This window comes from Sphingomonas jaspsi DSM 18422, from assembly GCF_000585415.1.
GTDB classification, from domain to species: domain Bacteria; phylum Pseudomonadota; class Alphaproteobacteria; order Sphingomonadales; family Sphingomonadaceae; genus Sphingomicrobium; species Sphingomicrobium jaspsi.
Genome location: NZ_KK073876.1, coordinates 195,599 through 215,839 on the forward strand (window position 1 = coordinate 195,599; position 20,241 = coordinate 215,839).

Here is a 20,241-nt window from a genome sequence, read left to right on the forward strand (position 1 = left end):
TTATTTCGTCGGCGCGCTTTTGCCGCGAATACTCCACAATGCCACTAATCCGATTCCGGCCCAGATGATGTTGAGCACAGCCGAAGGCATCGCGCCATGCCACCAGCCGTTGGCGATGAAGCCGAGCGCGCCGACCACGTTCATGCCCTGGTAGACGTAGCTCTTCGCATCGACCTTGCCCGCCGTCAGCAGCGCATAAGCGCCAAGGATCAGCCCCGCGCCGATCCAGCCGACGATATCGATGATGAGTGCCAGCGTCACATGCTCGCTCCGTCATTATGCTGCACCGGCAGCCCCTCGATCAGCGCGGGATCGAGCAGGCGCGCATTGACTCCCATACGGTCCGGGCGCGGCATGTCGGCGTAGGGCCATTCGTCGAGCAGCGTCCAGTGGGTCAGGATGCCGCAGGTCTTGCACCGCCACATGGTCATGCAGGGCGGCTCGGCCATGTCGCTGCGGACATAGCCGTCGACCGCGCCGCGCACCGCGACTTCGCCGTCGCGGTAATAGACGCCCATGAAGCCGCTCTTGCGACAGATCGAGCAGTTGCACTGGAGGATTTCCTCCGGCGCACGGGGTAGTTCCAGCTCGACGCCGCCGCAATGGCAGCTGGCGATGATCACGCAGCCAGGTTCCGCAACACGTACTGCAGGATGCCGCCCGAGCGGAAATATTCCAGCTCGTTGTAGGTATCGATGCGGCAGCGCGCGACGATGTCGAACGTCTCGCCATCGGCGCGAGTGACCTTGACCGTGACGTCCTGGCGCGGCTCGATGTCGGCGACGCCGTCGATCGAGAAGGTCTCGCTGCCGTCGAGGTTGTAGGTCGCGGCGCTTTCGCCGTCCGCGAACTGCAGCGGCAGCACACCCATGCCGACCAGGTTCGAGCGGTGGATGCGCTCGAAGCTTTCGGTCAGCACGGCGCGGACGCCCAAGAGGTTGGTGCCTTTCGCCGCCCAGTCGCGCGACGAACCAGTGCCATATTCCTTGCCCGCCAGCACGATCAGCGGCGTGCCCTGCTGCTGATAGGCCATCGCCGCATCGTAGATCGCCTCGACCTCGCCCGACGGGCCCTTGGTGAAGCCGCCTTCCACGCCGTCGAGCATGCGGTTGCGAATGCGGATGTTGGCGAAGGTGCCGCGCATCATCACGTCATGGTTGCCGCGGCGCGCGCCATAGCTGTTGAAGTCGGCCCGCGCGACCTGGTGGTCGGTCAGGAACTTGCCTGCCGGGCTGTCGGCCTTGATCGAACCGGCCGGCGAGATGTGGTCGGTGGTGATGCTGTCGCCGAACAGCGCCAGCGCCCGCGCGCCGTCGATGTCGGTCAGCGGCTTGGGCTCCATCGTCATACCCTGGAAGTAGGGCGGATTGGCGATGTAGGTCGAACCGGCCGGCCAGCTGTAGGTGTCGCTGCCGCTCACCGGAATCGCACGCCACATGTCGTCGCCATGGAAGACGTCGGCATAACGCGACTGGAACATGTCGCGCGAGACATGCGCGTCGATCATCGCGCGAACTTCCTCGTTCGACGGCCAGATGTCCTTCAGGAAGACGTCGTTGCCGTCCTTGTCTTGGCCGATCGCGCATTTGGTGATGTCTTTGGTCACCGTGCCGAACAGGGCATAGGCGACGACCAGCGGCGGCGAGGCGAGATAGTTGGCCCGGCAATCCGGCGACACGCGGCCTTCGAAGTTGCGATTGCCCGACAGGACCGAGGCGGCGACGAGGTCGTTCTCATTGATCGCCTTCGACAGTGCGGGGGCCAGCGGGCCCGAATTGCCGATGCAGGTGGTGCAGCCATAGCCGACGAGGTTGAAGCCGATCGCGTCGAGGTCTTCGCTGAGGCCCGCCGCGTTGAGATATTCGGTCACGACCTGGCTGCCCGGGGCGAGCGAGGTCTTGACCCACGGCTTGCGGGTCAAGCCAAGCGCGCGCGCCTTGCGGGCGACGAGGCCGGCGGCGATCAGCACGCTGGGGTTCGACGTGTTGGTGCAGCTGGTGATCGCCGCGATCATCACGTCGCCATTGCCAAGGTCGAAGCTTTCGCCCTCGACGGCAACGCGGTCGGCATCGAGCGCCTTCTTGTAGGTGGCTTCCAGCTCGGCGTTGAAAAGCTCGTCGACTTCGCTCAGGCGGACGCGGTCCTGCGGACGCTTCGGGCCGGCGAGCGAGGGTTCGACGCTCGACATGTCGAGCTCGAGCGTGTCGGTGAACAGCGGGTCGGGCGAACCCGCCTCGCGCCACATGCCCTGCGCCTTGGCATAATCGCGGACCAGCGCAATGCGCTCTTCGTCGCGGCCGGTGAGGCGGAGGTAATCGATAGTGCGCTCGTCGATCGGGAAGAAGCCGCAGGTCGCGCCATATTCGGGCGCCATGTTGGCGATCGTCGCGCGGTCGGCGAGCGACAAAGCGTCGAGGCCGGGGCCGTAGAATTCGACGAAGCGGCCGACGACGCCCTTGGCGCGCAGCATCTGGGTGACGGTCAGCACCAGGTCGGTGGCGGTGATGCCTTCCTTGAGTTCGCCCGACAGGCGAAAACCCACGACTTCAGGGATGAGCATCGACACGGGCTGCCCGAGCATTGCCGCTTCGGCTTCGATGCCGCCGACGCCCCAGCCGAGCACGCCGAGGCCGTTAACCATGGTCGTATGGCTGTCGGTGCCGACCAGCGTGTCGGGGTAGGCGACGGTCTCGCCGATCTGGTCCTTGCCGGTCCACACGGTCTGGGCGATGTTTTCCAAGTTCACCTGGTGGCAGATGCCCGTTCCCGGCGGCACGACCTTGAAGTTGTCGAAGCTCTGGCTGCCCCACTTGAGGAACTCGTAGCGCTCGGCGTTGCGCTGATATTCCAGCGCGACATTGTCGGCGAAGGCCTTGGGCGTGCCGAATTCGTCGACCATGACGCTGTGGTCGATGACGAGGTGAACGGGGACCAGCGGGTTGATCTTCTGCGGATCGCCGCCGAGCTGCTTCATCGCGTCGCGCATCGCGGCGAGGTCAACAACCGCCGGCACGCCGGTGAAGTCCTGCATCAGCACGCGGGCCGGGCGATACTGGATCTCGCGGTTGATCTTCCGATCCTTCAGCCAGTCGGCCATCGCCTGCAGGTCGTCCTTGGTGACCGTCACACCGTCTTCGAAGCGCAGCAGGTTTTCGAGCAGCACCTTCATCGAATAGGGCAACCGGCTCACGTCACCCAGCGTCGCGGACGCCTTTTCCAGCGAATAATAGGCGTAGCTCTTGCCGCCGACTTCGAGGGTCGAGCGGGTGTTGAGGCTGTCCTGGCCGGTCGGGATCATGGGCGTGTGCGTCCTTATGCTTGTAGCGATGTCACGGGTCCGCACGCGGGCGCGCGCGGAAAGGTTGGCGCGCCCCTAGCAAGAAGCGCGGCCAAGGGCAAAGGGCGACGCGAAGTTTAGAGCCAGCCTTTGCGGCGAGCGATAAGGTAAGGCAGCACCGCGCTGGCCAGCATCAGGGACAGGGCGAAGGGATAGCCGTGGAGCCATTCCAGCTCCGGCATATATTTGAAGTTCATGCCGTACACGCCCGCCACCAGCGTCGGCGGCATCAAGACGACCGCGACGACCGAGAAAATCTTCATCACGAAATTCTGTTCGAGGCTGATCATCCCGAGGCTGGCGTCGAGCAGGAAGGTAAGGTTGTCGCCCAGGAAATTGCTATGATCGTCAAGCGCATGGGCGTCTTCGATCAGGCTGTTGATGTGCCGCAGCGAACTGTCGTGCTGCTGGACCCCGTCGCACGAGCGCAGGAAGGTCAGCACCCGGCTGGTCGACACCGACGTTTCACGAACCTTTGCCAGTAGCCGCTGCGCCGCCCCGATACGAAGCATCAGCGCTTCGTAGCGCAGCTCCGGGTTGCGCCGGGTCGAGCGAGCGCCACGGTCGAAAATCTGGCTGGAGATATTCTTGAGTTCGCGCCCCGCCGCCTCCAGTTCGTCGGCCAGCCGGTCGACCACGGCGTCGAGGATCCGCATCATCGCCCGGATCGGTTTCGCCGCCTGCATCGGATCGGCATAGACCTGGTCGGCCAGGACGACGAACGGCTTGGGGTCGATATAGCGCAGCGTGACCAGGTGCGTATCGGTCAGGATGAAGGTCACCGGATCGCTGGACGGTTCGCCCTCGTCGACGCCATAGAGCACCGACATGGTCATGAACATCACGCCTTCCCGCTCATAAAGGCGGCTCGACGGCTCGATCTCGAGCATTTCCTCGCGGGTCGGGACATTCTGGCCGATCAGCTGTTCGGTCCAGCGTTCCTCGTCCTTGGTCGGTTCGAGAAGGTCGATCCACACCGCCGCGCAATCGGCCGCGGAAAGTTTGGCGGGATCGACGGGGGCTGCGGGACAGCCGGGTCCGAACAGGCGTAACATCGCGCCGTTGGTGCCTGCGAACTCGCCGCTTGGCAAGTCGCCCCCGCGGCCCTAGCCAGTAGGCCATGGGGGAATGGGTTTCGCGGCGCTCGCCGCTTGTCATCATCGCTGCGATCACCACGCTGGCCGTCATCATCCTGCTGGCGATGCACCGCCCGCCGATCTGCACCTGCGGCACGGTAGAGCTATGGGGCGAGGTCGGTCCGAAGCAGAGCCAGATGCTGGCCGATTGGTATACGCCGAGCCACATCGTCCACGGCTTCCTGTTCTACGCGATCGGCTGGGCGCTGCTGCGCAGCCGACCGGTCGAACTGCGGCTGACGCTGGCGATGCTGGTCGAAGCGACATGGGAGGTCATCGAGAATACGCCGATGGTCATCGACCGCTACCGCGAGGCGACGGTCGCGCTCGGCTATAGCGGTGACAGCGTGCTCAATTCGACCAGCGATATCCTGGTCATGGCGGCGGGTTTCCTCGCGGCGCGGCGCCTGCCGGTCTGGGCGAGCGTTATCGTCGTCGTCGTGCTGGAACTGGTGCCCCTGATCGTCATCCGCGACAATCTGACGCTCAACGTCTGGATGCTGCTGGCGCCGAACGACGCCATCCTCAACTGGCAAGCCGCAGCCTAGCGCCGCAGCGCGTCGACATCCTTTTTGGTCACCGGCGCAGCCATTTGGGCCACCGGCCGAAGTGTCGGACTGCTACCCGCGGCGGCAAAATTGCGGTGTGCTTCCCAGGCATGCGCCAGCGTATCGCCGACGAGCTTGCGATAGTCGCTGTCGAAATTGACCGATTGGCGGAGGCGTTCGAGGTCGGCTGCCTGGGCGTCGGTCAACGCCGCGTTCGGCAGCAGGTCGAGCCTGCGCCCGGCGTAGCTGAGTTGCGATCCGACCCCGCCCTGATCGGCGATGATCGCCTGCGCGGCGCTGCGGGTCGAGCCGCTGGTCGACCGTTCCAGCGCCAGTTCGGACGCCTTGATCGCGAACAGGCTGCTGGTGCTGGCCAGGGACATATAGACCGCCGGGGTAAGCGACGCCGCGACACTGGGAAGGACGAAGGTCGACGTAGGCGCTGCCGGCTCCGGCTTGCCCGCGCAACCAGCGATGACCAGCATCGCGGCCGCGGAAACGGCACCAACGACGTTGCGCTTCACCCTCATATTCCCTCCCCTGCCGCTCAGCGGCCCAGCATATTCTCCGGCTTCACCACCCGGTCGAACGTCGCTTCGTCGACCAGGCCGAGATCGAGACCCGCTTCCTTCAGCGTCATCCCCTTCTTGTGGGCATGCTTGGCGATCGTCGCGGCATTGTCGTAGCCGATTTCCGGCGCCAGCGCAGTGACCAGCATCAGCGACCGGTTCATCAATTCCGAAATACGAGTCTCGTCGGCTTCCAGCCCGTCGAGCGTACGCTCGGTAAAGCTCACCATGCCGACCGACAGCAGGTTGATCGAGCGGATGACGTTCGCGCCAATGAGCGGCTTGAACACGTTGAGCTCCATATGGCCCTGAAGCCCGCCGACGGTGCAGGCGACGTGATTACCCATCACCTGCGCCGCCACCATGGTGAGCATTTCGCACTGGGTCGGATTGACCTTGCCCGGCATGATCGAACTGCCCGGCTCGTTTTCCGGCAGGCGAAGTTCGCCAAGCCCGCAGCGCGGACCCGAACCGAGAAGGCGGATGTCGTTGGCGATCTTGCTGAGCGACACCGCGATGGTGTTGAGCACGCCCGACAGCTCGACCATCGTGTCGTGCGCGGCCAGTTCGGCGAATTTGTTCGGCGCGGTTTCGAACGGCAGCTGGGTAAGGTTCGCGACTTCCTTGGCAAAGGCGTCGGCAAAGCCCTTGGGCGCATTGAGGCCGGTGCCCACGGCGGTGCCGCCCTGCGCCAGCATCATTACACGGGGCAGGCAGGCTTCGACCCGCGCGATGTTGGCTTCGATCTGCGCAGCATAGCCCGAAAATTCCTGCCCCAGCGTCAGCGGCGTGGCGTCCTGCAGATGGGTGCGGCCGATCTTGACGATGCCATCCCAGCGCTGTGCCTGCTCGGCGAGGCGATCATGGATCTTGTGAAGGGCAGGGAGGAGCTTGCGATACACGGCAATACCGGCGGCGACGTGCATCGCGGTCGGGAAGCTGTCGTTCGACGACTGGCCCTTGTTGACATGGTCGTTGGGGTGGACCGGCTCCTTGCCGCCGCGGTTGCCGGTCAGCATTTCGTTGGCCCGGCCCGCGATCACTTCATTGGCATTCATGTTGGACTGGGTGCCCGACCCGGTCTGCCAGATGACCAGCGGGAACTGCCCGTCGAGGTCGCCGCGCGCGACTTCGCCGGCCGCCTGCTGGATCGCTTCGGCAATCTGCGGATCGAGGCCGCCGAGCCGCGCGTTCACCCGCGCCGCCGCCTGCTTCACGAAACCGAGCGCATGCACGATCTCCGCCGGCATCCGCTCGCGCGGGCCGAACGGGAAATTGCCGATCGATCGTTCGGTCTGCGCGCCCCAATAGCTGTCGGCCGGGACCTCGATCGGTCCGAAGCTGTCGGTTTCGGTGCGGGTGATGCTCATGTGCGGAAAGGTCCCTCGGCTAGGAAATTATGTTGCCGATGCCCCTAGCCAGACGGAGGCGGCGAGTCGAGAAATAGGTCACGGAAAAGTCGACGCGCCATCAATGAGCAATCGCCTGACCAGTCCCCCGGACTGGCTGCGGGAATGAGTGATTTCCTCGCCAGTCCCCCGGACTGGCTGCGGGAATTACTTCTTGCGGGTGAAGTCCACGCTGACGACGTTCGACCCGTCCTCGATCGGCTCCGCGATCGGCTCGTCATTTTCGGGCTCGTCATGCTCGTCATGACCTTCGGGCGCGCCGTTGGCCTGGAATTTCAGGCTGAAGTCGACCGCCGGGTCGACGAAGTCGGTCACCGCCGCGAACGGGACGACCAGCGTCGCGGGAACCCCGCCGAAGCTAAGCCCGACAGTGAACCGGTCGTCTTCGACCTTCAGGTCCCAGAAGCGATGCTGGATGACGATCGTCATTTCGTCGGGGAAGCGCTCGGCCAGATGCTTGGGGATCGACACCCCGGCAACCCGCGTCTGGAAGGTGATGTAGAAATGATGCCCGCCCGGCAGTCCGCCCTGGTCGGCGACTTCCTGCAGCACGCGGCCGACCACGGCGCGCAGCGCCTCCTGCACGATTTCATCGTAGGGGATCAGGGACTCAGAAATTTCGTCGGACATCGTCTTTTCGTGGTAGCGATGCGGGCCAACCGGTCAAGCGGAGTCACCCAATTCATGCCCATCGATCACAAGGCCGCCTACGACGAACAGAATATATTCGCGAAAATCCTGCGGGGCGAGATTCCGAACAAGACGGTCCTGGAAACCGATCACAGCCTGGCCTTCCACGACATCAACCCGCTGGCACCGATCCACGTGTTGGTCATCCCAAAGGGTCGATACGTGTCGATGGAAGATTTTTCGGCCAATGCCAGCGACGCCGAGATCGCCGACCTTGTCCGCACGATCGGCAAGGTGGCAGCCGAAACCGGTGCCGACGCCCAGGGATACCGCATTCTCGCCAACACCGGCAAACGCGCCGGACAGGAAGTCCCGCACCTGCACGTCCATGTGTTCGGCGGGCAACCCTTGGGCCCGATGCTCAGCCGTTAGGTCGATAAACCGTTGCGCGGGTGGCAAAGCCCGCTAGGCTCCGCGCCACAAGAATAGGGCGCGAACCCAACAGGGCGCGCTCCTGACATGAGGGGAAGGCAATGTTACTCGACCGCGTCAAACCGCTGGACGCCATCCTGGCGACCGCCGAGAAAAAAGGGCTGCACCGCACGCTGGGTGCGTTCCAGCTGACCCTGTTCGGGATCGGCTGCGTCATCGGCACCGGCATATTCGTGTTGACCGCCGCCGGCGCGCAGAAGGCCGGACCGGGCCTGATGCTGGCCTTCGCCATCGCCGGCGCCATCTGTATCGTCGCCGCGCTTTGCTACGCCGAAATCGCGGCGATGATCCCGGTCGCGGGCTCCGCCTATACCTACACCTACGCCAGCATGGGCGAATTGCTCGCCTGGACCGTCGGCTGGGCGCTGGTCCTTGAATATGCGGTCGCGGCCAGTGCGGTTTCGGTCGGCTGGTCGGGCTATTTCACAGGCACGATCCTGGGCCATACGTTCGGGATAGACCTGCCGACATGGCTGACCTCGGCGCCGCTGGCGCTGGGCGGTAAGCCGGGCGGGTTCATCAACCTCCCCGCAGTGTTGATCGCGACGCTGGTAACCTGGCTGCTGATGATCGGCACCACCGAGAGCGCGCGCGTCAATGCGGTGCTGGTGGCGATCAAGGTGTCGGCCCTGACGGCCTTCATCTTCCTCACCCTGCCGAGCCCCGAGTTCGACGTCGCCAAGTTCAACCCGTTCCTGCCGGCCGGCGTGTTCGGCGGCTTCGGCACGGGCGTCGGTGCGGTCGGTGCGGCGGCCACGATCTTCTTCGCCTATGTCGGCTTCGACGCAGTGTCGACCGCGGCCGAGGAAACCAAGAACCCGCAGCGCAACGTACCGATCGGCCTCATCGGTTCGCTCCTGTTCTGCACCGTCTTCTACATTCTCGTCGCAGCCGGGGCGATCGGGACCATCGGCGGGCAGCCGATCATGGGCCCGAACGGTGTACCGTTCCCGGCCGGTTCGGAAGAGCTGGCCCGCCAGTGCGCGCTGCCGGAATATGCCAACGCGCTGGTCTGCTCGAACGAGGCGCTGGCCCATGTGCTCCGTCAGATCGGCTGGTCGAGCGTCGGCAATATGCTGGGCTATGCGGCCGGCTTCGCGCTTCCGTCGGTCATCCTGATACTGATGTTCGGCCAGACCCGCATCTTCTTCGTCATGGCGCGTGACGGCCTGCTGCCGGAACGGCTGTCGGCGGTCCACCCGAAGTGGAAGACCCCGCACATCATGACCGCCATCACCGGCGGCGTGGTAGCACTGGGTGCGGCCTTCTTCCCCGTCGGCCGTCTTGCCGACTGGGCCAATGCCGGCACGCTCTACGCCTTCATGATGGTCGCGATCTGCGTGATGATCCTGCGCCGCCGTGCACCGGACGCCGAACGCTCGTTCCGGACCCCGGCGCTGTGGCTGATCGGCCCGCTGACCGTCGCCGGCACGATCTTCCTGTTCTTCAACCTCGACGCCATGTCGATCATGGTCTTTTCGGGTTGGGCGGTGATCGGGATCATCGTCTATTTCGTCTATGGCCGCGGCGCGAGCCATCTGGGACGCGGGCTGGTCGAGGTCCACGAGCCGGAAGTCGAAGATCTGGAGCCGCCGATTCCCGGCACGCACTGATCGAGCGATCGGCTGAAACGGAAAAGGGGAGGCTCCCGCCTCCCCTTTTTTGTACCTGCGATCGGCGTGGCTTCAGGCGATGAGGTCGCCCGCCAGTGCCTTCAGGTCCTTCTCGGGCCGCGCGCCATAATGCTGGATGACTTCGGCCGCCGCGATGGCGCCGAGCTTCAGCGACGCTTCGAGGCCAAGGCCCTTGGCTTCGCCCGCCAGGAACCCCGCCGCGAACAGGTCGCCGGCGCCGGTCGTATCGACCAGCTGCTCGATCGGCTCGGCTGGGACACTGGCGCGCTCGTCGCCGCGCACTGCGACGGCACCATGTTCGCTACGGGTGACGACCAGCGTCGGGACCCGGCCAGCGAAATGGGCCACGGCTTCGTCGAAATTGGCGATGCCCGCCATTTCCTCGATCTCGGCCTGGTTGGCGAACAGGATGTCGATCTTCTTCTCGTCGATCAGGCGCAGGAAATCGCCCTTGTGGCGCGACACGCAGAAGCTGTCGCTGAGCGTGAAGGCGATACGGCGACCGGCAGCATGAGCGGCCTCAATCGCCGCTTCCATTGCTGCGCGCGGCGCCGCCGGATCCCACAAATAGCCCTCGAGATAGGTGATAGCTGCACCCTTTACCGCGTCCATGTCGATGCCCGAGGTTTCGAGCAGTTGGGCCGCGCCGAGGAAGGTATTCATCGTGCGCTGCGCGTCCGGGGTGACCAGGATCAGGCAGCGCGCGGTTGCGCCGACGTCGCTGCGCGCGGGCACGAGGAACTCGATCCCCTGCGATTCGATGTCATGCTTGTAGATCTTGCCCAGCTGGTCGTCGGCGACTTGACCGATGAAGCCGGTCTTGACGCCGAGCGCGGCGAGACCTGCCGCCGTGTTGCCCGCCGAGCCGCCGCTGACTTCGCGGCCCGGACCCATCAGGCCGTAGAGCCGCACCGCTTCGGCTTCGTCGATCAGGCGCATCGAGCCCTTGTCGAGGCCTTGGAACTCAAGGAAGGCGTCGTCGGCATTGGCGATGACGTCGACGATGGCGTTGCCGATGCAAAGCACGTCGAAACGGGTGTCGGTCATGTAGCGGGTCCTTGGAAGCGTTGGGAAAAGTCGCCGCGCCGCCTAGCTGCCATTCGCCCACCCCGCAAGCTTGCCTCGGCCATCGCGGACCGCCACAAGAGGGCATGCGCCGACTGTTTCCGATCTTCGCCCTGCCGCTTGCCGCCTGCGGCAGCCAGACCCCGCCGCCGAAATCGACCCCTGCCGCAGTCTCGGCACCCCTGCCCGCCCCGCTGCACCAGCACAACGACCTGATCGGGCTGAGCGCCAACGACCTGGTCGAACATTTCGGCTCCCCCCGCCTGCAAATCCGCGACGGCGACGGGACCAAGCTGCAGTTCGCCAGCGCAGCCTGCTTGCTCGACGCCTACCTATACCCCGGGCAGAGCGGGGGCGGACTGCCCCGTGTGACCTATGTCGATGCCTACCGCCGCGACGGGCGGAGCATGGCGCCGCAGGACTGCGCCGCGGCCATCGAAGCGCATTAGAGCCGGTCGACCGCCCACCGCGCGGCGTCGGCGACGACCGGATCTTCGCTAAGGAGGTGACGCTCTACCGACGGTCGGAGCGCCGCGTCCCTGCTGTTGCCCGCCGCAATCAGGCAATTGCGGATCATCCGGTTGACCCCGATGCGCTTGATCGGGGACCCCGCGAACATCTCGCGGAACGAGGCGTCGTCAAGCGCCAGCAGGTCGGCCAGTGCAGGCGCGACCAGTTCTGCGCGCGGCGCGAAGGCCTTGTTGGCCTGGCCCTCGCTGGCAAAGCGGTTCCACGGACACACTGCCAGGCAATCGTCGCAGCCGTAGATGTGATTGCCGATCGCCTCGCGAAATTCGTGCGCGATCGGGCCGGCGTGTTCGATTGTGAGGTAGCTGATGCAGCGCCGCGCATCGACCTTGCCCGGCGCGACGATGGCGCCCGTCGGGCAGGCGTCGATGCATCGCGTGCAGCTGCCGCAATGGAAAGCTGCCGGTTCGTCGGGCTCCAGCTCCAAGGTCGTGTAGATGATACCGAGGAACAGCCAGTTGCCATGCTCTCGGTTCAGGAGGTTGCTGTGCTTGCCCTGCCAGCCGACCCCCGCCGCGGCGGCCAGCGGCTTTTCCATCACCGGTGCCGTATCGACGAATACCTTGAGCTCGCAGCCCGCTTCGTCGGCCAGCCAGCGGCCGAGTGCCTTCAGCGCCTTCTTGACTGTCTTGTGATAGTCGCCGCCCTGCGCATAGACTGAAATGCGCCCGCGATCCCGAACCTCTGCCAGCGCCAGCGGATCGCTCGCCGGGGCATAGCTCATGCCCAGCGCGATGACCGATTTCGCATCGGGCCACAGGCCCTGCGGACTGGCGCGCTGATCGGCCCGCGCCTCCATCCAGCCCATCTCGCCATGATTGCCCTCGGCGATCCATTGCATCAGCCGCTCGCCCGCGTCCGCGGCAGCATCGGCACGCGCGAAGCCGCAGGCGACGAAACCCAATTTCGTCGCTTCGTCGAAAATCCGCTGCTTCAGGCTTGCCATGACCCTGCCAGCCTTTACCCATGTCGGCCATGGGGGAAAGAGCCATTGCCGCCGAAGCGCGGGATCTCGTCAAGGATTTCGACGACAAGCGGGCGGTCGATGGCGTCAGCCTGACTATCCCCGACGGCAGCATTAGCGGCATTTTGGGGCCCAACGGCGCGGGCAAGACCACGACCATCCGCATGATGCTCGGCATCATCGACCCGTCGTCGGGATCGCGCACATTGCTGGGACATGACCGGCCGATCGAGATCGCCCACCAAGTCGGCTACCTTCCCGAAGAGCGCGGCCTCTACCCCGCCATGACCGCCAGCGACGCCATCGCTTTCATGGGGGCCTTGCGCGGCATGAAGCTCAAAGACGCGAAGAAGCGCGGCATCGAACTGCTCGAAAGCTATGGTCATGGCGACTGGCGCGACAAGCCGATCCGCACCCTGTCCAAGGGCATGGCGCAGACCGTGCAGTTGCTCGGAACCATCGTCCATTCGCCCAAGCTGATCGTCCTCGACGAGCCTTTCTCCGGCCTCGACGCGATCAACCAGCAGAAGCTCGAGGAGCTGATCCGCAGCCAAGCCGCCGCCGGCGTCACCGTCATCTTCTCGACCCACGTCATCGCCCACGCCGAACGGCTGTGCGAGCGGGTGGCGATCATTGCCGACGGCAAGGTCGCCTTCGAAGGCGGCGTCAGCGAGGCGCGGAACCGACTGCGGCCGATCGTCCAGCTGACGACGCGCGCCGTCGACGGGCCATGGCGCGGCGCCATCCCTGCCGATGCCAAGCTGTCGGGCCGCGAATGGCGCTTCGAATTGCCTGAAAGCGGCCCCGAACCCCTGCTGAAAGCGCTGATCGACGGCGGCGCGGGCATCGAAACGCTCAGCATCGAGCGACCTGGGCTGCACGACGCCTTCATCGCCATCGCCGGGGAATCGGCGGCGCGCGAAATGGGCGATGCCCGCACGGTGGGAATGGAATGATGCGCATGAACGAAACGCTCCGCGCTGCCTTCGTCATCGGACGCCGCGACTTTGCGGCAACGGTGTTCAGCAAGACCTTCCTGTTCTTCCTGCTCGGACCGCTGTTTCCGCTGGCGATGGGCCTGATGTTCGGCGGTATCGGTGCGCGCGTCGACCGCAACGCCGCGCCGCCGACCGTGGCGGTGATCGCCAGCCCGGCCGATTACACAAAGCTGGACAAGGCGCGCGAGCAATTGTCGGGTCTGGGCGGAGACAAGCCGCTGGTTGCCCTTCGGTCGGTCGCTCCAGAACCCGGGGTCAAGGACCAGGCTCGCCATCTCCTCGATTCCGAAGAGCAGCAGGTGCTTGGCGTCCTTGAAGGCGGGCTGGCGAAACCGCACTTCACCGGTGCGGTCAATGCCGATGGGCGGACCGTCAAGCAGATGGAAATGTTCATCCGCGAAGCCCGCCGTGCCGACATCGCGGTCGACGAGGGTCCGGCGATGCAGGTCACGCTGACCCAAAGTTCGTCCGGTTCGATCGCCTTCGCACGCGGCCTGACCGCGCGGCTGGGGCAGACCATCCTCTTCCTGCTGACCGTCCTTTTGGCCGGCATGCTGCTGAGCCAGCTGATCGAGGAAAAATCGAACAAGGTGATCGAGGTTCTGGCGGCGGCGGTTCCCGTCGACGCCATCTTCCTCGGCAAGCTGTTCGCCATGCTGTGCATGTCGATCGTCGGCATCGCCGTGTGGGCGAGCGCCGGGGCGGCCGGAATCGCCTTCTACGCGCCCGGCGGGCTCGGGGCGTTGCCCCCGCCTGCGGTCGGCTGGCCCTTCTTCATCGCGCTCATCATCCTCTATTTCGCGATGAGCTACCTGCTGATCGGCGCGACCTTCCTTGGCATCGGCGCGCAGGCCTCGACGGTCCGCGAAGTCCAAACCATGTCGATGCCGGTAACGATGGCGCAGGTCTTGCTGTTCGGCTTCGCCCAGCTGGGCGTCGGCAAGCCGGACAGCGCGGAAGCCATCGGCGCGTCGATCTTCCCGCTTTCCTCTCCGTTCGCGATGATCGCCCGGGCCGCGGAATCGCCGCTGGTCTGGCCGCATCTGGCGGCGCTTGCATGGCAGGCATTGTGGGTGGCGATCATCCTCAGGCTCGCGTCCAACCTGTTTCGGCGCAGCGTGCTCAAGTCGGGCAAGCGCTTTCGCTGGCCATGGCAGCGCAGGGCGGCTGCCTAACCGATCGCGGCCCTGGCCATATCGGTCAGCGTCGACATCAAGGCGCGGTGCGGGAAGGGTCCGTGGCTGATCCTTGCCACCCCGGCAGCGGCCCAGATCTTCTTGTCCGGCGCGCCGGGAAAGGCGATGACGTTGAGCGGCAGCGGCACCGCGCGCACGATCCGTTCGATCTGCGCCGGGTCGCTGAGCCGCGGCACGAAGAAGCCGCTCGCACCGGCATCGGCAAAGGCCTTGCCGCGCTCGATCACCTCATCGACCAGCGCATCGTCGCGCGCCTCGTTCTTGATGAACAGGTCGGTGCGGGCGTTGATGAAGAAGTCGTCGCCGACCGCGACCCGGATCGCGCGAATGCGTTCGACCTGCTTGTCGAGCGGGTGGATGCCCTCCCCGCCGACCACCTGATCTTCAAAGTTGCAGCCGACCGCACCGGTCGCTTTCAATTCCGCCACGTTGACGCCCGCCTCGACCGGGTCGGTCGCATAGGCCCCTTCGAAATCCACGCTGAGCGGCAGGTCGACCGCCGCCAGGATGCGCCGCGCATTGTCGAAGACATAGTCAAGCGGGACCTGGTGGGCGTCGCCGTAGCCCGATGCATCGCCGACCGGATGGCTGCCGGTCGCCAACGCTTTCGCGCCCGCTGCGGCAACCGCGATCGCGCTGCCCGGGTCCCAGATGTTGTAGAGGACGACAGGGTCGCCCGGGACATGGAGCGCGGCGAACGTTGTAAAATCCCTCATTCACCGTCTCCCGATGCTTGCTGGTAGAGTTCGACCTTCACGCCGTCGGGATCCATGATCCAGGCGAACCGGCCGTAATCCTCATCCTGCCGACCGAGGATCTCGACGCCCTTGGCTTCAAGATCCGCGACCATCGCATCGAGGTCGTCGACGCGCAGGTTGATCATGAACGATTTGTCGCTGGGCGCGAAATAGTCGGTGTCGTCGCCGAAGGGCGTCAGCAAGGCGAAACCGTCGGCCATATCGCCCTTGAACGGGAACATGGCGCCCCATTCGCCGCCGACGCCAAGCATTTCCATATACCACGCCTTGGTCTTTTCGACGTCCTCAACCTTGTAGAAAACGCCGCCCAGCCCCGTGACCTTGGCCATGAAAATGCCCTTCGTTGGATTAGTGGACGAAGCGCGCCACCACGTCGCGATAGCTGCGGCTGACTTTCACCTGCGCGCCGCTTTCGAGCACCAGGAAACATTCGCCGTTGGTGTGCGGCTTCACCTGCCGGACCTGGTCAAGGTTGACGATGGTCGAGCGGTGGACGCGCTGGAAGCGGCGCGGATCGAGCCGCTTTTCAAGGTCCTTCATCGTCTCGCGCAGGATCAGCGTGTTTTCGCCGGTCTGGATGCACATATAGTCGCCCGCCGCGTCGATCCGCTCGATCGTGTCGACGTCGACCCGGAAGATCTGGCCTTGGTCGCGGATGTTGATCATCTTTTCGAAGCGGTTCGATGCCGGGCCTTCGCTCGGCGCGGCGTCCAATTCTTCGGCGGCCTCGGGCGCATGTTCGACCAGCGCTTCCTTCAGCCGCTCGGCCTCTTCCTTGCCGCGCTTTTCGGCGAGGCGCTGGCGAACGCGGTCCAGCGTCGCGGCAAGACGGTCTTCCTCGACCGGTTTCATCAGATAATCGACCGCCTGCGCATCGAACGCGCGCAGCGCATGGTCGCTGTAGGCGGTAACGAAGACGAACAGCGGGGGTTCGACCTCCATCAGGCCCTGGACGACCGAAAAGCCGTCGAACCCCGGCATCTGGATGTCGAGGAAGACGAGGTCGGGCTTGTGGGTCTTGATCTGGCGGATCGCTTCGCGGCCGTTGGCCGCCGTGGCGACCACTTCGACATCGTCATGCGCCTCCAGACGAAGGAGCAGGCCCTGCGTCGCAAGCGGCTCATCGTCTACGAGGATTGTGCGGATGGTCATCAAAGGTCCTTTTGGTCGGTCTCGAAGGGAATTTCGAGGATAACGCTGAACCCCCCCTTTTCGTTCGTTCGGGTCGAAAATCCATGGCCTGCCCCATAGGCCTGCGCCAGACGGTCCTGGATATTCGCCAGTCCGACGCCGGTGGATTGCGTGTCGTTGGTCATGGGCCGCGGTCCGGGCCCGCTGTCGGCCACTTCGATCCGCACCGCCTGACCCTCACGGGTCGATGTGACCCAGATGTCGGCCCCATTTTCGGCCGGCGTCACCGCATATTTAATGGCATTTTCGATCAGCGGTTGCAGCAGCAGCGACGGCAGCCGCGCGGAAATCGTGTCGGGATCGATCTTGAAATGGGGCCGCAGCCGGTCCTCGAAGCGCATCTTTTCGATTTCCAGGTAGAGCTTCAACGTCTCTACCTCCTGCACCAGCGTGACCTTGGCCGTCGGCTCGTTGACCAGCGTGTAGCGAAGGAAGCTCGACAGCCGCGACAGCATGGCATTTGCCCGCTCGGTCTGTTTCAGCAGCACCAGCGTCGAAATGCTGTTCAGCGTATTGAACAGGAAGTGCGGGTTGAGCTGGTAGCGAAGCATCGCCAGCTGCGCGGTCGATGCCTGGTTTTCCAGCTGCGCGCGTTGATCGATCTCGTCTTCCAGCAGCAGATAATAGTTGATCCCGTAATAGAGCGCCGACCAGGCGGCGAGCAGCGAGAAATTGAGGATGATCGCGCCGAAATACTGGACGCCGGCCGGCCGCGCGGTCGGATTTACGAAGGTCGCCAGGCTCCACGTTTCGATGAACGAAAAGGCGGCGGCCGACAGCAGCACCGTGGCCAGGCTGATGACCACGGTCCACATCGCCCGCATGGTGATCAGCCGCCGGTACAGCGAGGCCATCAGCAAGGTCAGCGAGTAGCCGGTCGCGGTGAGCAGCAGGATGTGGACGATGAACATCGCCCCCATCGAATTGGCGAAGCCGGACAGGATGCGCAGGAAGAAATAGCCCGACCAGCCGATCGACTGGAGCACCCAGAAGGCGCGGTTCTTGTCGTCGAAAAAAGGCCGGTCCAGCCCGACGCCGGCAAGGAAGGGACGGGCCGGGCCCTTGCCGCGCGGCCGGGGCAATTCCTTGTCCGCCGCTGCCTGCGCAATCGCCCGGACGCTTTCGCGATGCGGGTCGGTCGTGGCGGGGGCAAGCCGGTTCATCATGGGCCATATAGTCGCACCGTCCCCAACCCGCTAGAGAGGGACGATGAGGAGAGAGGCATGACCGACGAAGCCCCCCGCGCCGCCTTTCGTTCGATGGAGGAAGGAACCGAAGCCGACTGGAAGCTGATCGGCAGCCACTTCTTTCCTTATGCCGCCCAGCTGTCGGACCGGGTACTCGACCACCTGCGCCTGCTCGACGGCGATTATGGCGGCTTCCCGGTCGACCGGTTGCAGCACAGCCTGCAAACCGCGACCCGCGCCCACCGCGGCGGCGAAAGCGAGGCCTATGTCGTCATGGCCCTGCTCCACGATATCGGCGACACGCTCGGCAGCTACAATCATCCGGACATCGCCGCTGCCATCCTCAAACCGTTCGTGAGCGAAGACCTGCACTGGATCGCCCAGCAGCACGGCATCTTCCAAGGCTATTATTTCTTCCATTACCTCGGCCTCGATCGCGACATGCGCGAGGCCTTTCGCGGGCACGATCATTTCGAGGCCGCGGCCCGCTTCTGCGAGCTTTACGACCAGAGCTCGTTCGACCCCGATTACGACACCGCGACGCTGGACTTTTTCGTTCCCATGGTGAAGCGGGTGTTCGAACGGCCGATCCGGTCGATCTATACCGCCTGAAAAGGAACTGCCTTTGTCCCACCGCCTGCTGGCCATCGGCCTGTCCGCCATCCTGTTGCTATCCTGCAAGGCGGCAGAAGACCCCGGCCAGCCCGGCGCAGAGGTGGCGGGCGTCGCACCGATTCTCGACGCGCCCGATGCGGTCGACATTCACAGCTTCGCCAAGCCGCTGGAAGCGCGCGTCACCCATGTCGCGCTGGACCTTGCGGTCGATTTCAAGACCAAGCGGATCGGCGGCACCGCGACGCTCGACATCGACGCCAAGCCGACCGCCAAGGAAATCATCCTCGACGACCGCGGCCTCGAGATCGAGGCGGTCAGCGATCAGGACGGCAAGCCGCTGGCCTACAAGGTCGGCACGGTCGATCCCAACCTCGGCGCACCGCTGACCATCGCGATCAAGGACACCAGCAAGATCGCGATCCGCTACAAGGCACCGGCCGACAGCGATGCGCTGCAATGGCTCGACCCGGCGCAGACCGCTGGCAAGAAATTCCCGTTCCTGCTTAGCCAGGGCGAATCGATCGCCAATCGCAGCTGGATCCCGACGCAGGACAGCCCCGGGATCCGCCAGAGCTGGGAAGCCAAGATCAGCGTCGCCAAGCCGCTGACCGTCGTCATGTCCGCGCCCCGCGCTGCCGACCCCGTCGACAATGGCGACACGCGCACCTTCTCGTTCCGGATGGACAAGCCGGTCGCGCCCTATCTCATCGCGATCGCTGCCGGCGACCTCGCTTTCCGCGACCTCGGTCCGCGGACCGGCGTCTGGGCGGAACCGGTGACGCTCGACGCGGCAGCGAAGGAACTCGAAGACACCGAGAAAATGGTCAGCGCTGCCGAGGCGCTGTACGGTCCTTATGCCTGGGGCCGCTATGACATGCTGGTGCTTCCGCCCTCCTTCCCGTTCGGCGGCATGGAAAACCCGACCCTCACCTTCCTCACCCCGACCTTCATCGCCGGCGACAAGAGCCTCACCAGCCTGATCGCCCATGAGCTGGCCCACAGCTGGTCGGGTAACCTCGCCACCAACGCGACCTGGTCCGACTTCTGGCTCAACGAAGGCATGACCACCTACGCCGAGCGGCGGATCGTCGAGTCGGTCTATGGCCCCAAGGTCGCGGCGCAGCAGGTCGCACTCGGCGTCGACGCCATGAACAGTGCGATCGAAGACAATGGCGGCTTGAACGGCGCCGACACCCGCCTCCACATCGACCTCAGCGGGCGCCATCCCGACGACGGGCTGACCGATATCGCCTACGAAAAGGGGGCGACCTTCCTGCGGACGATCGAATCGATCGTGGGACGAGCGGCATTCGACGAATGGCTCAAGGGCTGGTTCAAGCGCCACCAGTTCCAGCCGGTGACGACCAGCATCTTCCTCGCCGATATCCGCCAATATCTGGTGAAGGGCGATCAGTCGCTCGAACAGCGACTGATGCTCGACGACTGGGTCGGCAAGCCGGGAATCCCGTCCAATATGGCCAAGCCCGATCCCAACGCTTTTGCCGAGGTGGACAAGGCCGTGGCCGCCTTCGCCTCCGGGACGCAGCCCGACGCCGCGACCTGGGCGGAGTGGACGACCGACGAGAAGCTCCGCTTCCTCAACACGCTCGGCCGCAAGCAATCGGCCGACCGCCTCCAATCGCTCGATTCGGCATTCAACCTGTCGCGTGCAACCAACAGCGAGGTGCGCTTCGCCTTCCTCAGCCTGGCGGTGGCGAATCGCTATGATCCTGCAATTCCGGGGCTCGAAGCCTTCCTGACCGACCAGGGTCGGCGCAAATTCGTTCGACCGCTGCTCACCGCGCTGGCCAAGGACAGCCAGTGGGGATTGCCGATCGCCAAGCGAATCTATCCGAAGGTGCGTCCCCTGTACCATCCAGTAACGGTGCGCGATCTGGACGAATTGGGACTGATTTCCCCGGCCCCGAACAAGTCTTCTTAACCGCGAAGTAACCCTCGTCCGCTATCCGCAAAGTCCCTATCA

At 64.8% G+C, this 20,241-nt stretch carries 21 protein-coding genes; 8 read left to right on the forward strand and 13 right to left on the reverse strand.

The genetic code is table 11. From position 1 onward, the window contains the following. The 4 genes from G570_RS00950 to G570_RS00965 all read right to left on the reverse strand — a co-directional run bounded on the left by G570_RS00950 (position 1) and on the right by G570_RS00965 (position 4,392). The gene (locus G570_RS00950) at positions 1-261 is read right to left on the reverse strand and encodes a CBU_0592 family membrane protein (RefSeq protein ID WP_342665214.1); all 261 of its coding nucleotides are present in this window, start codon (positions 259-261) and stop codon (positions 1-3) included. Further along, positions 258-623, reverse strand: a complete 366-nt coding sequence (locus G570_RS00955) for a GFA family protein (RefSeq protein WP_037498179.1) — start codon at positions 621-623, stop codon at positions 258-260. Before G570_RS00955 ends, G570_RS00950 begins: the two co-directional genes overlap by 4 nt. Next, complete coding sequence (gene acnA, locus G570_RS00960) at positions 620-3,298, reverse strand: aconitate hydratase AcnA (protein ID WP_037498181.1); 2,679 nt, start codon at positions 3,296-3,298, stop codon at positions 620-622. Before acnA ends, G570_RS00955 begins: the two co-directional genes overlap by 4 nt. Positions 3,299-3,414: 116 nt before the next feature. Further along, positions 3,415-4,392, reverse strand: coding sequence for a magnesium transporter CorA family protein (locus G570_RS00965; RefSeq protein WP_037503278.1), 978 nt, complete (start codon positions 4,390-4,392; stop codon positions 3,415-3,417). 65 nt (positions 4,393-4,457) lie between these two features. Between G570_RS00965 and G570_RS00970 the strand changes: the two genes are divergently transcribed. After that, on the forward strand, positions 4,458-5,021 hold the full coding sequence (locus G570_RS00970) for a DUF2585 family protein (RefSeq protein ID WP_037498183.1): 564 nt from the start codon (positions 4,458-4,460) through the stop codon (positions 5,019-5,021). Here the strand turns inward: G570_RS00970 and G570_RS00975 are convergent. From G570_RS00975 to G570_RS00985, 3 genes are all read right to left on the reverse strand, one after another. Then, on the reverse strand, positions 5,018-5,551 hold the full coding sequence (locus G570_RS00975) for a DUF4142 domain-containing protein (RefSeq protein ID WP_037498186.1): 534 nt from the start codon (positions 5,549-5,551) through the stop codon (positions 5,018-5,020). The genes G570_RS00970 and G570_RS00975 overlap by 4 nt on opposite strands. A 17-nt stretch (positions 5,552-5,568) precedes the next feature. Continuing rightward, on the reverse strand, positions 5,569-6,960 hold the full coding sequence (fumC, locus tag G570_RS00980) for a class II fumarate hydratase (RefSeq protein ID WP_037498189.1): 1,392 nt from the start codon (positions 6,958-6,960) through the stop codon (positions 5,569-5,571). Between the two features lie 186 nt (positions 6,961-7,146). Then, positions 7,147-7,629 carry an SspB family protein gene (locus tag G570_RS00985; protein WP_037498197.1) on the reverse strand — a complete coding sequence of 161 codons (483 nt, stop codon included), beginning with the start codon at positions 7,627-7,629 and terminating at the stop codon, positions 7,147-7,149. 54 nt (positions 7,630-7,683) lie between these two features. Here G570_RS00985 and G570_RS00990 point away from each other — a divergent pair, with 54 nt between their 5' ends. Beyond that, positions 7,684-8,061 (forward strand): histidine triad nucleotide-binding protein, encoded by a 378-nt coding sequence (locus G570_RS00990; RefSeq protein ID WP_037503282.1) that lies wholly within the window; start codon positions 7,684-7,686, stop codon positions 8,059-8,061. Between the two features lie 101 nt (positions 8,062-8,162). Next, the gene (locus G570_RS00995) at positions 8,163-9,734 is read left to right on the forward strand and encodes an amino acid permease (protein WP_037498200.1); all 1,572 of its coding nucleotides are present in this window, start codon (positions 8,163-8,165) and stop codon (positions 9,732-9,734) included. Between the two features lie 72 nt (positions 9,735-9,806). Here the strand turns inward: G570_RS00995 and G570_RS01000 are convergent, their stop codons facing one another. Further along, complete coding sequence (locus G570_RS01000; RefSeq protein WP_037498203.1) at positions 9,807-10,802, reverse strand: adenosine kinase; 996 nt, start codon at positions 10,800-10,802, stop codon at positions 9,807-9,809. A gap of 104 nt (positions 10,803-10,906) precedes the next feature. On the opposite strand from G570_RS01000, the gene G570_RS01005 reads away from it, so the two are divergent. After that, entirely contained in the window at positions 10,907-11,269 is a 363-nt protein-coding gene (locus tag G570_RS01005) for a hypothetical protein (protein ID WP_037498206.1), read from the forward strand. On the opposite strand, the gene queG is transcribed toward G570_RS01005, so the two are convergent. Next, positions 11,266-12,294: a tRNA epoxyqueuosine(34) reductase QueG gene (queG, locus tag G570_RS01010; RefSeq protein ID WP_037498210.1), complete on the reverse strand. Its 1,029-nt coding sequence runs from the start codon at positions 12,292-12,294 to the stop codon at positions 11,266-11,268. The two genes, G570_RS01005 and queG, sit on opposite strands and share 4 nt — an antisense overlap. Positions 12,295-12,314: 20 nt before the next feature. Between queG and G570_RS01015 the strand changes: the two genes are divergently transcribed. Together G570_RS01015 and G570_RS01020 are read left to right on the forward strand one after the other, a co-directional pair. Further along, entirely contained in the window at positions 12,315-13,268 is a 954-nt protein-coding gene (locus G570_RS01015; protein WP_037498212.1) for an ABC transporter ATP-binding protein, read from the forward strand. A gap of 5 nt (positions 13,269-13,273) precedes the next feature. Beyond that, the gene (locus G570_RS01020) at positions 13,274-14,485 is read left to right on the forward strand and encodes an ABC transporter permease (protein WP_037503285.1); all 1,212 of its coding nucleotides are present in this window, start codon (positions 13,274-13,276) and stop codon (positions 14,483-14,485) included. Here G570_RS01020 and G570_RS01025 read toward each other — a convergent pair. The 4 genes from G570_RS01025 to G570_RS01040 are packed head-to-tail and all read right to left on the reverse strand — an operon-like array spanning position 14,482 to position 17,618. Then, positions 14,482-15,222 (reverse strand): isocitrate lyase/PEP mutase family protein, encoded by a 741-nt coding sequence (locus G570_RS01025; RefSeq protein ID WP_037498215.1) that lies wholly within the window; start codon positions 15,220-15,222, stop codon positions 14,482-14,484. The two genes, G570_RS01020 and G570_RS01025, sit on opposite strands and share 4 nt — an antisense overlap. Then, complete coding sequence (locus G570_RS01030) at positions 15,219-15,593, reverse strand: VOC family protein (protein ID WP_037498218.1); 375 nt, start codon at positions 15,591-15,593, stop codon at positions 15,219-15,221. Before G570_RS01030 ends, G570_RS01025 begins: the two co-directional genes overlap by 4 nt. Before the next feature lie 19 nt (positions 15,594-15,612). Then, positions 15,613-16,416 carry a LytR/AlgR family response regulator transcription factor gene (locus G570_RS01035; protein ID WP_037498222.1) on the reverse strand — a complete coding sequence of 268 codons (804 nt, stop codon included), beginning with the start codon at positions 16,414-16,416 and terminating at the stop codon, positions 15,613-15,615. After that, on the reverse strand, positions 16,416-17,618 hold the full coding sequence (locus tag G570_RS01040; RefSeq protein WP_084607725.1) for a sensor histidine kinase: 1,203 nt from the start codon (positions 17,616-17,618) through the stop codon (positions 16,416-16,418). The genes G570_RS01035 and G570_RS01040 overlap by 1 nt, the downstream gene beginning before the upstream one ends. A gap of 60 nt (positions 17,619-17,678) precedes the next feature. On the opposite strand from G570_RS01040, the gene G570_RS01045 reads away from it, so the two are divergent. Further along, positions 17,679-18,254, forward strand: a complete 576-nt coding sequence (locus tag G570_RS01045) for an HD domain-containing protein (RefSeq protein WP_037498225.1) — start codon at positions 17,679-17,681, stop codon at positions 18,252-18,254. A gap of 13 nt (positions 18,255-18,267) precedes the next feature. Continuing rightward, on the forward strand, positions 18,268-20,199 hold the full coding sequence (locus G570_RS01050; RefSeq protein WP_245600233.1) for a M1 family metallopeptidase: 1,932 nt from the start codon (positions 18,268-18,270) through the stop codon (positions 20,197-20,199). Positions 20,200-20,241 lie beyond the last annotated feature (42 nt).

Coding starts and splice junctions, on each gene's coding strand:
- G570_RS01045 (WP_037498225.1), top strand. CDS start 17,679: ATGACCGACGAAGCCCCCCGCGCCGCCTTTCGTTCGATGGAGGAAGGA.
- G570_RS00985 (WP_037498197.1), bottom strand. CDS start 7,629: ATGTCCGACGAAATTTCTGAGTCCCTGATCCCCTACGATGAAATCGTG.
- G570_RS01005 (WP_037498206.1), top strand. CDS start 10,907: ATGCGCCGACTGTTTCCGATCTTCGCCCTGCCGCTTGCCGCCTGCGGC.
- G570_RS01015 (WP_037498212.1), top strand. CDS start 12,315: ATGTCGGCCATGGGGGAAAGAGCCATTGCCGCCGAAGCGCGGGATCTC.
- queG (WP_037498210.1), bottom strand. CDS start 12,294: ATGGCAAGCCTGAAGCAGCGGATTTTCGACGAAGCGACGAAATTGGGT.
- G570_RS01040 (WP_084607725.1), bottom strand. CDS start 17,618: ATGAACCGGCTTGCCCCCGCCACGACCGACCCGCATCGCGAAAGCGTC.
- G570_RS00995 (WP_037498200.1), top strand. CDS start 8,163: ATGTTACTCGACCGCGTCAAACCGCTGGACGCCATCCTGGCGACCGCC.
- fumC (WP_037498189.1), bottom strand. CDS start 6,960: ATGAGCATCACCCGCACCGAAACCGACAGCTTCGGACCGATCGAGGTC.
- G570_RS00990 (WP_037503282.1), top strand. CDS start 7,684: ATGCCCATCGATCACAAGGCCGCCTACGACGAACAGAATATATTCGCG.
- G570_RS00970 (WP_037498183.1), top strand. CDS start 4,458: ATGGGGGAATGGGTTTCGCGGCGCTCGCCGCTTGTCATCATCGCTGCG.
- G570_RS01000 (WP_037498203.1), bottom strand. CDS start 10,802: ATGACCGACACCCGTTTCGACGTGCTTTGCATCGGCAACGCCATCGTC.
- acnA (WP_037498181.1), bottom strand. CDS start 3,298: ATGATCCCGACCGGCCAGGACAGCCTCAACACCCGCTCGACCCTCGAA.
- G570_RS00975 (WP_037498186.1), bottom strand. CDS start 5,551: ATGAGGGTGAAGCGCAACGTCGTTGGTGCCGTTTCCGCGGCCGCGATG.
- G570_RS01035 (WP_037498222.1), bottom strand. CDS start 16,416: ATGACCATCCGCACAATCCTCGTAGACGATGAGCCGCTTGCGACGCAG.
- G570_RS00965 (WP_037503278.1), bottom strand. CDS start 4,392: ATGTTACGCCTGTTCGGACCCGGCTGTCCCGCAGCCCCCGTCGATCCC.
- G570_RS01030 (WP_037498218.1), bottom strand. CDS start 15,593: ATGGCCAAGGTCACGGGGCTGGGCGGCGTTTTCTACAAGGTTGAGGAC.
- G570_RS01020 (WP_037503285.1), top strand. CDS start 13,274: ATGAACGAAACGCTCCGCGCTGCCTTCGTCATCGGACGCCGCGACTTT.
- G570_RS01025 (WP_037498215.1), bottom strand. CDS start 15,222: ATGAGGGATTTTACAACGTTCGCCGCGCTCCATGTCCCGGGCGACCCT.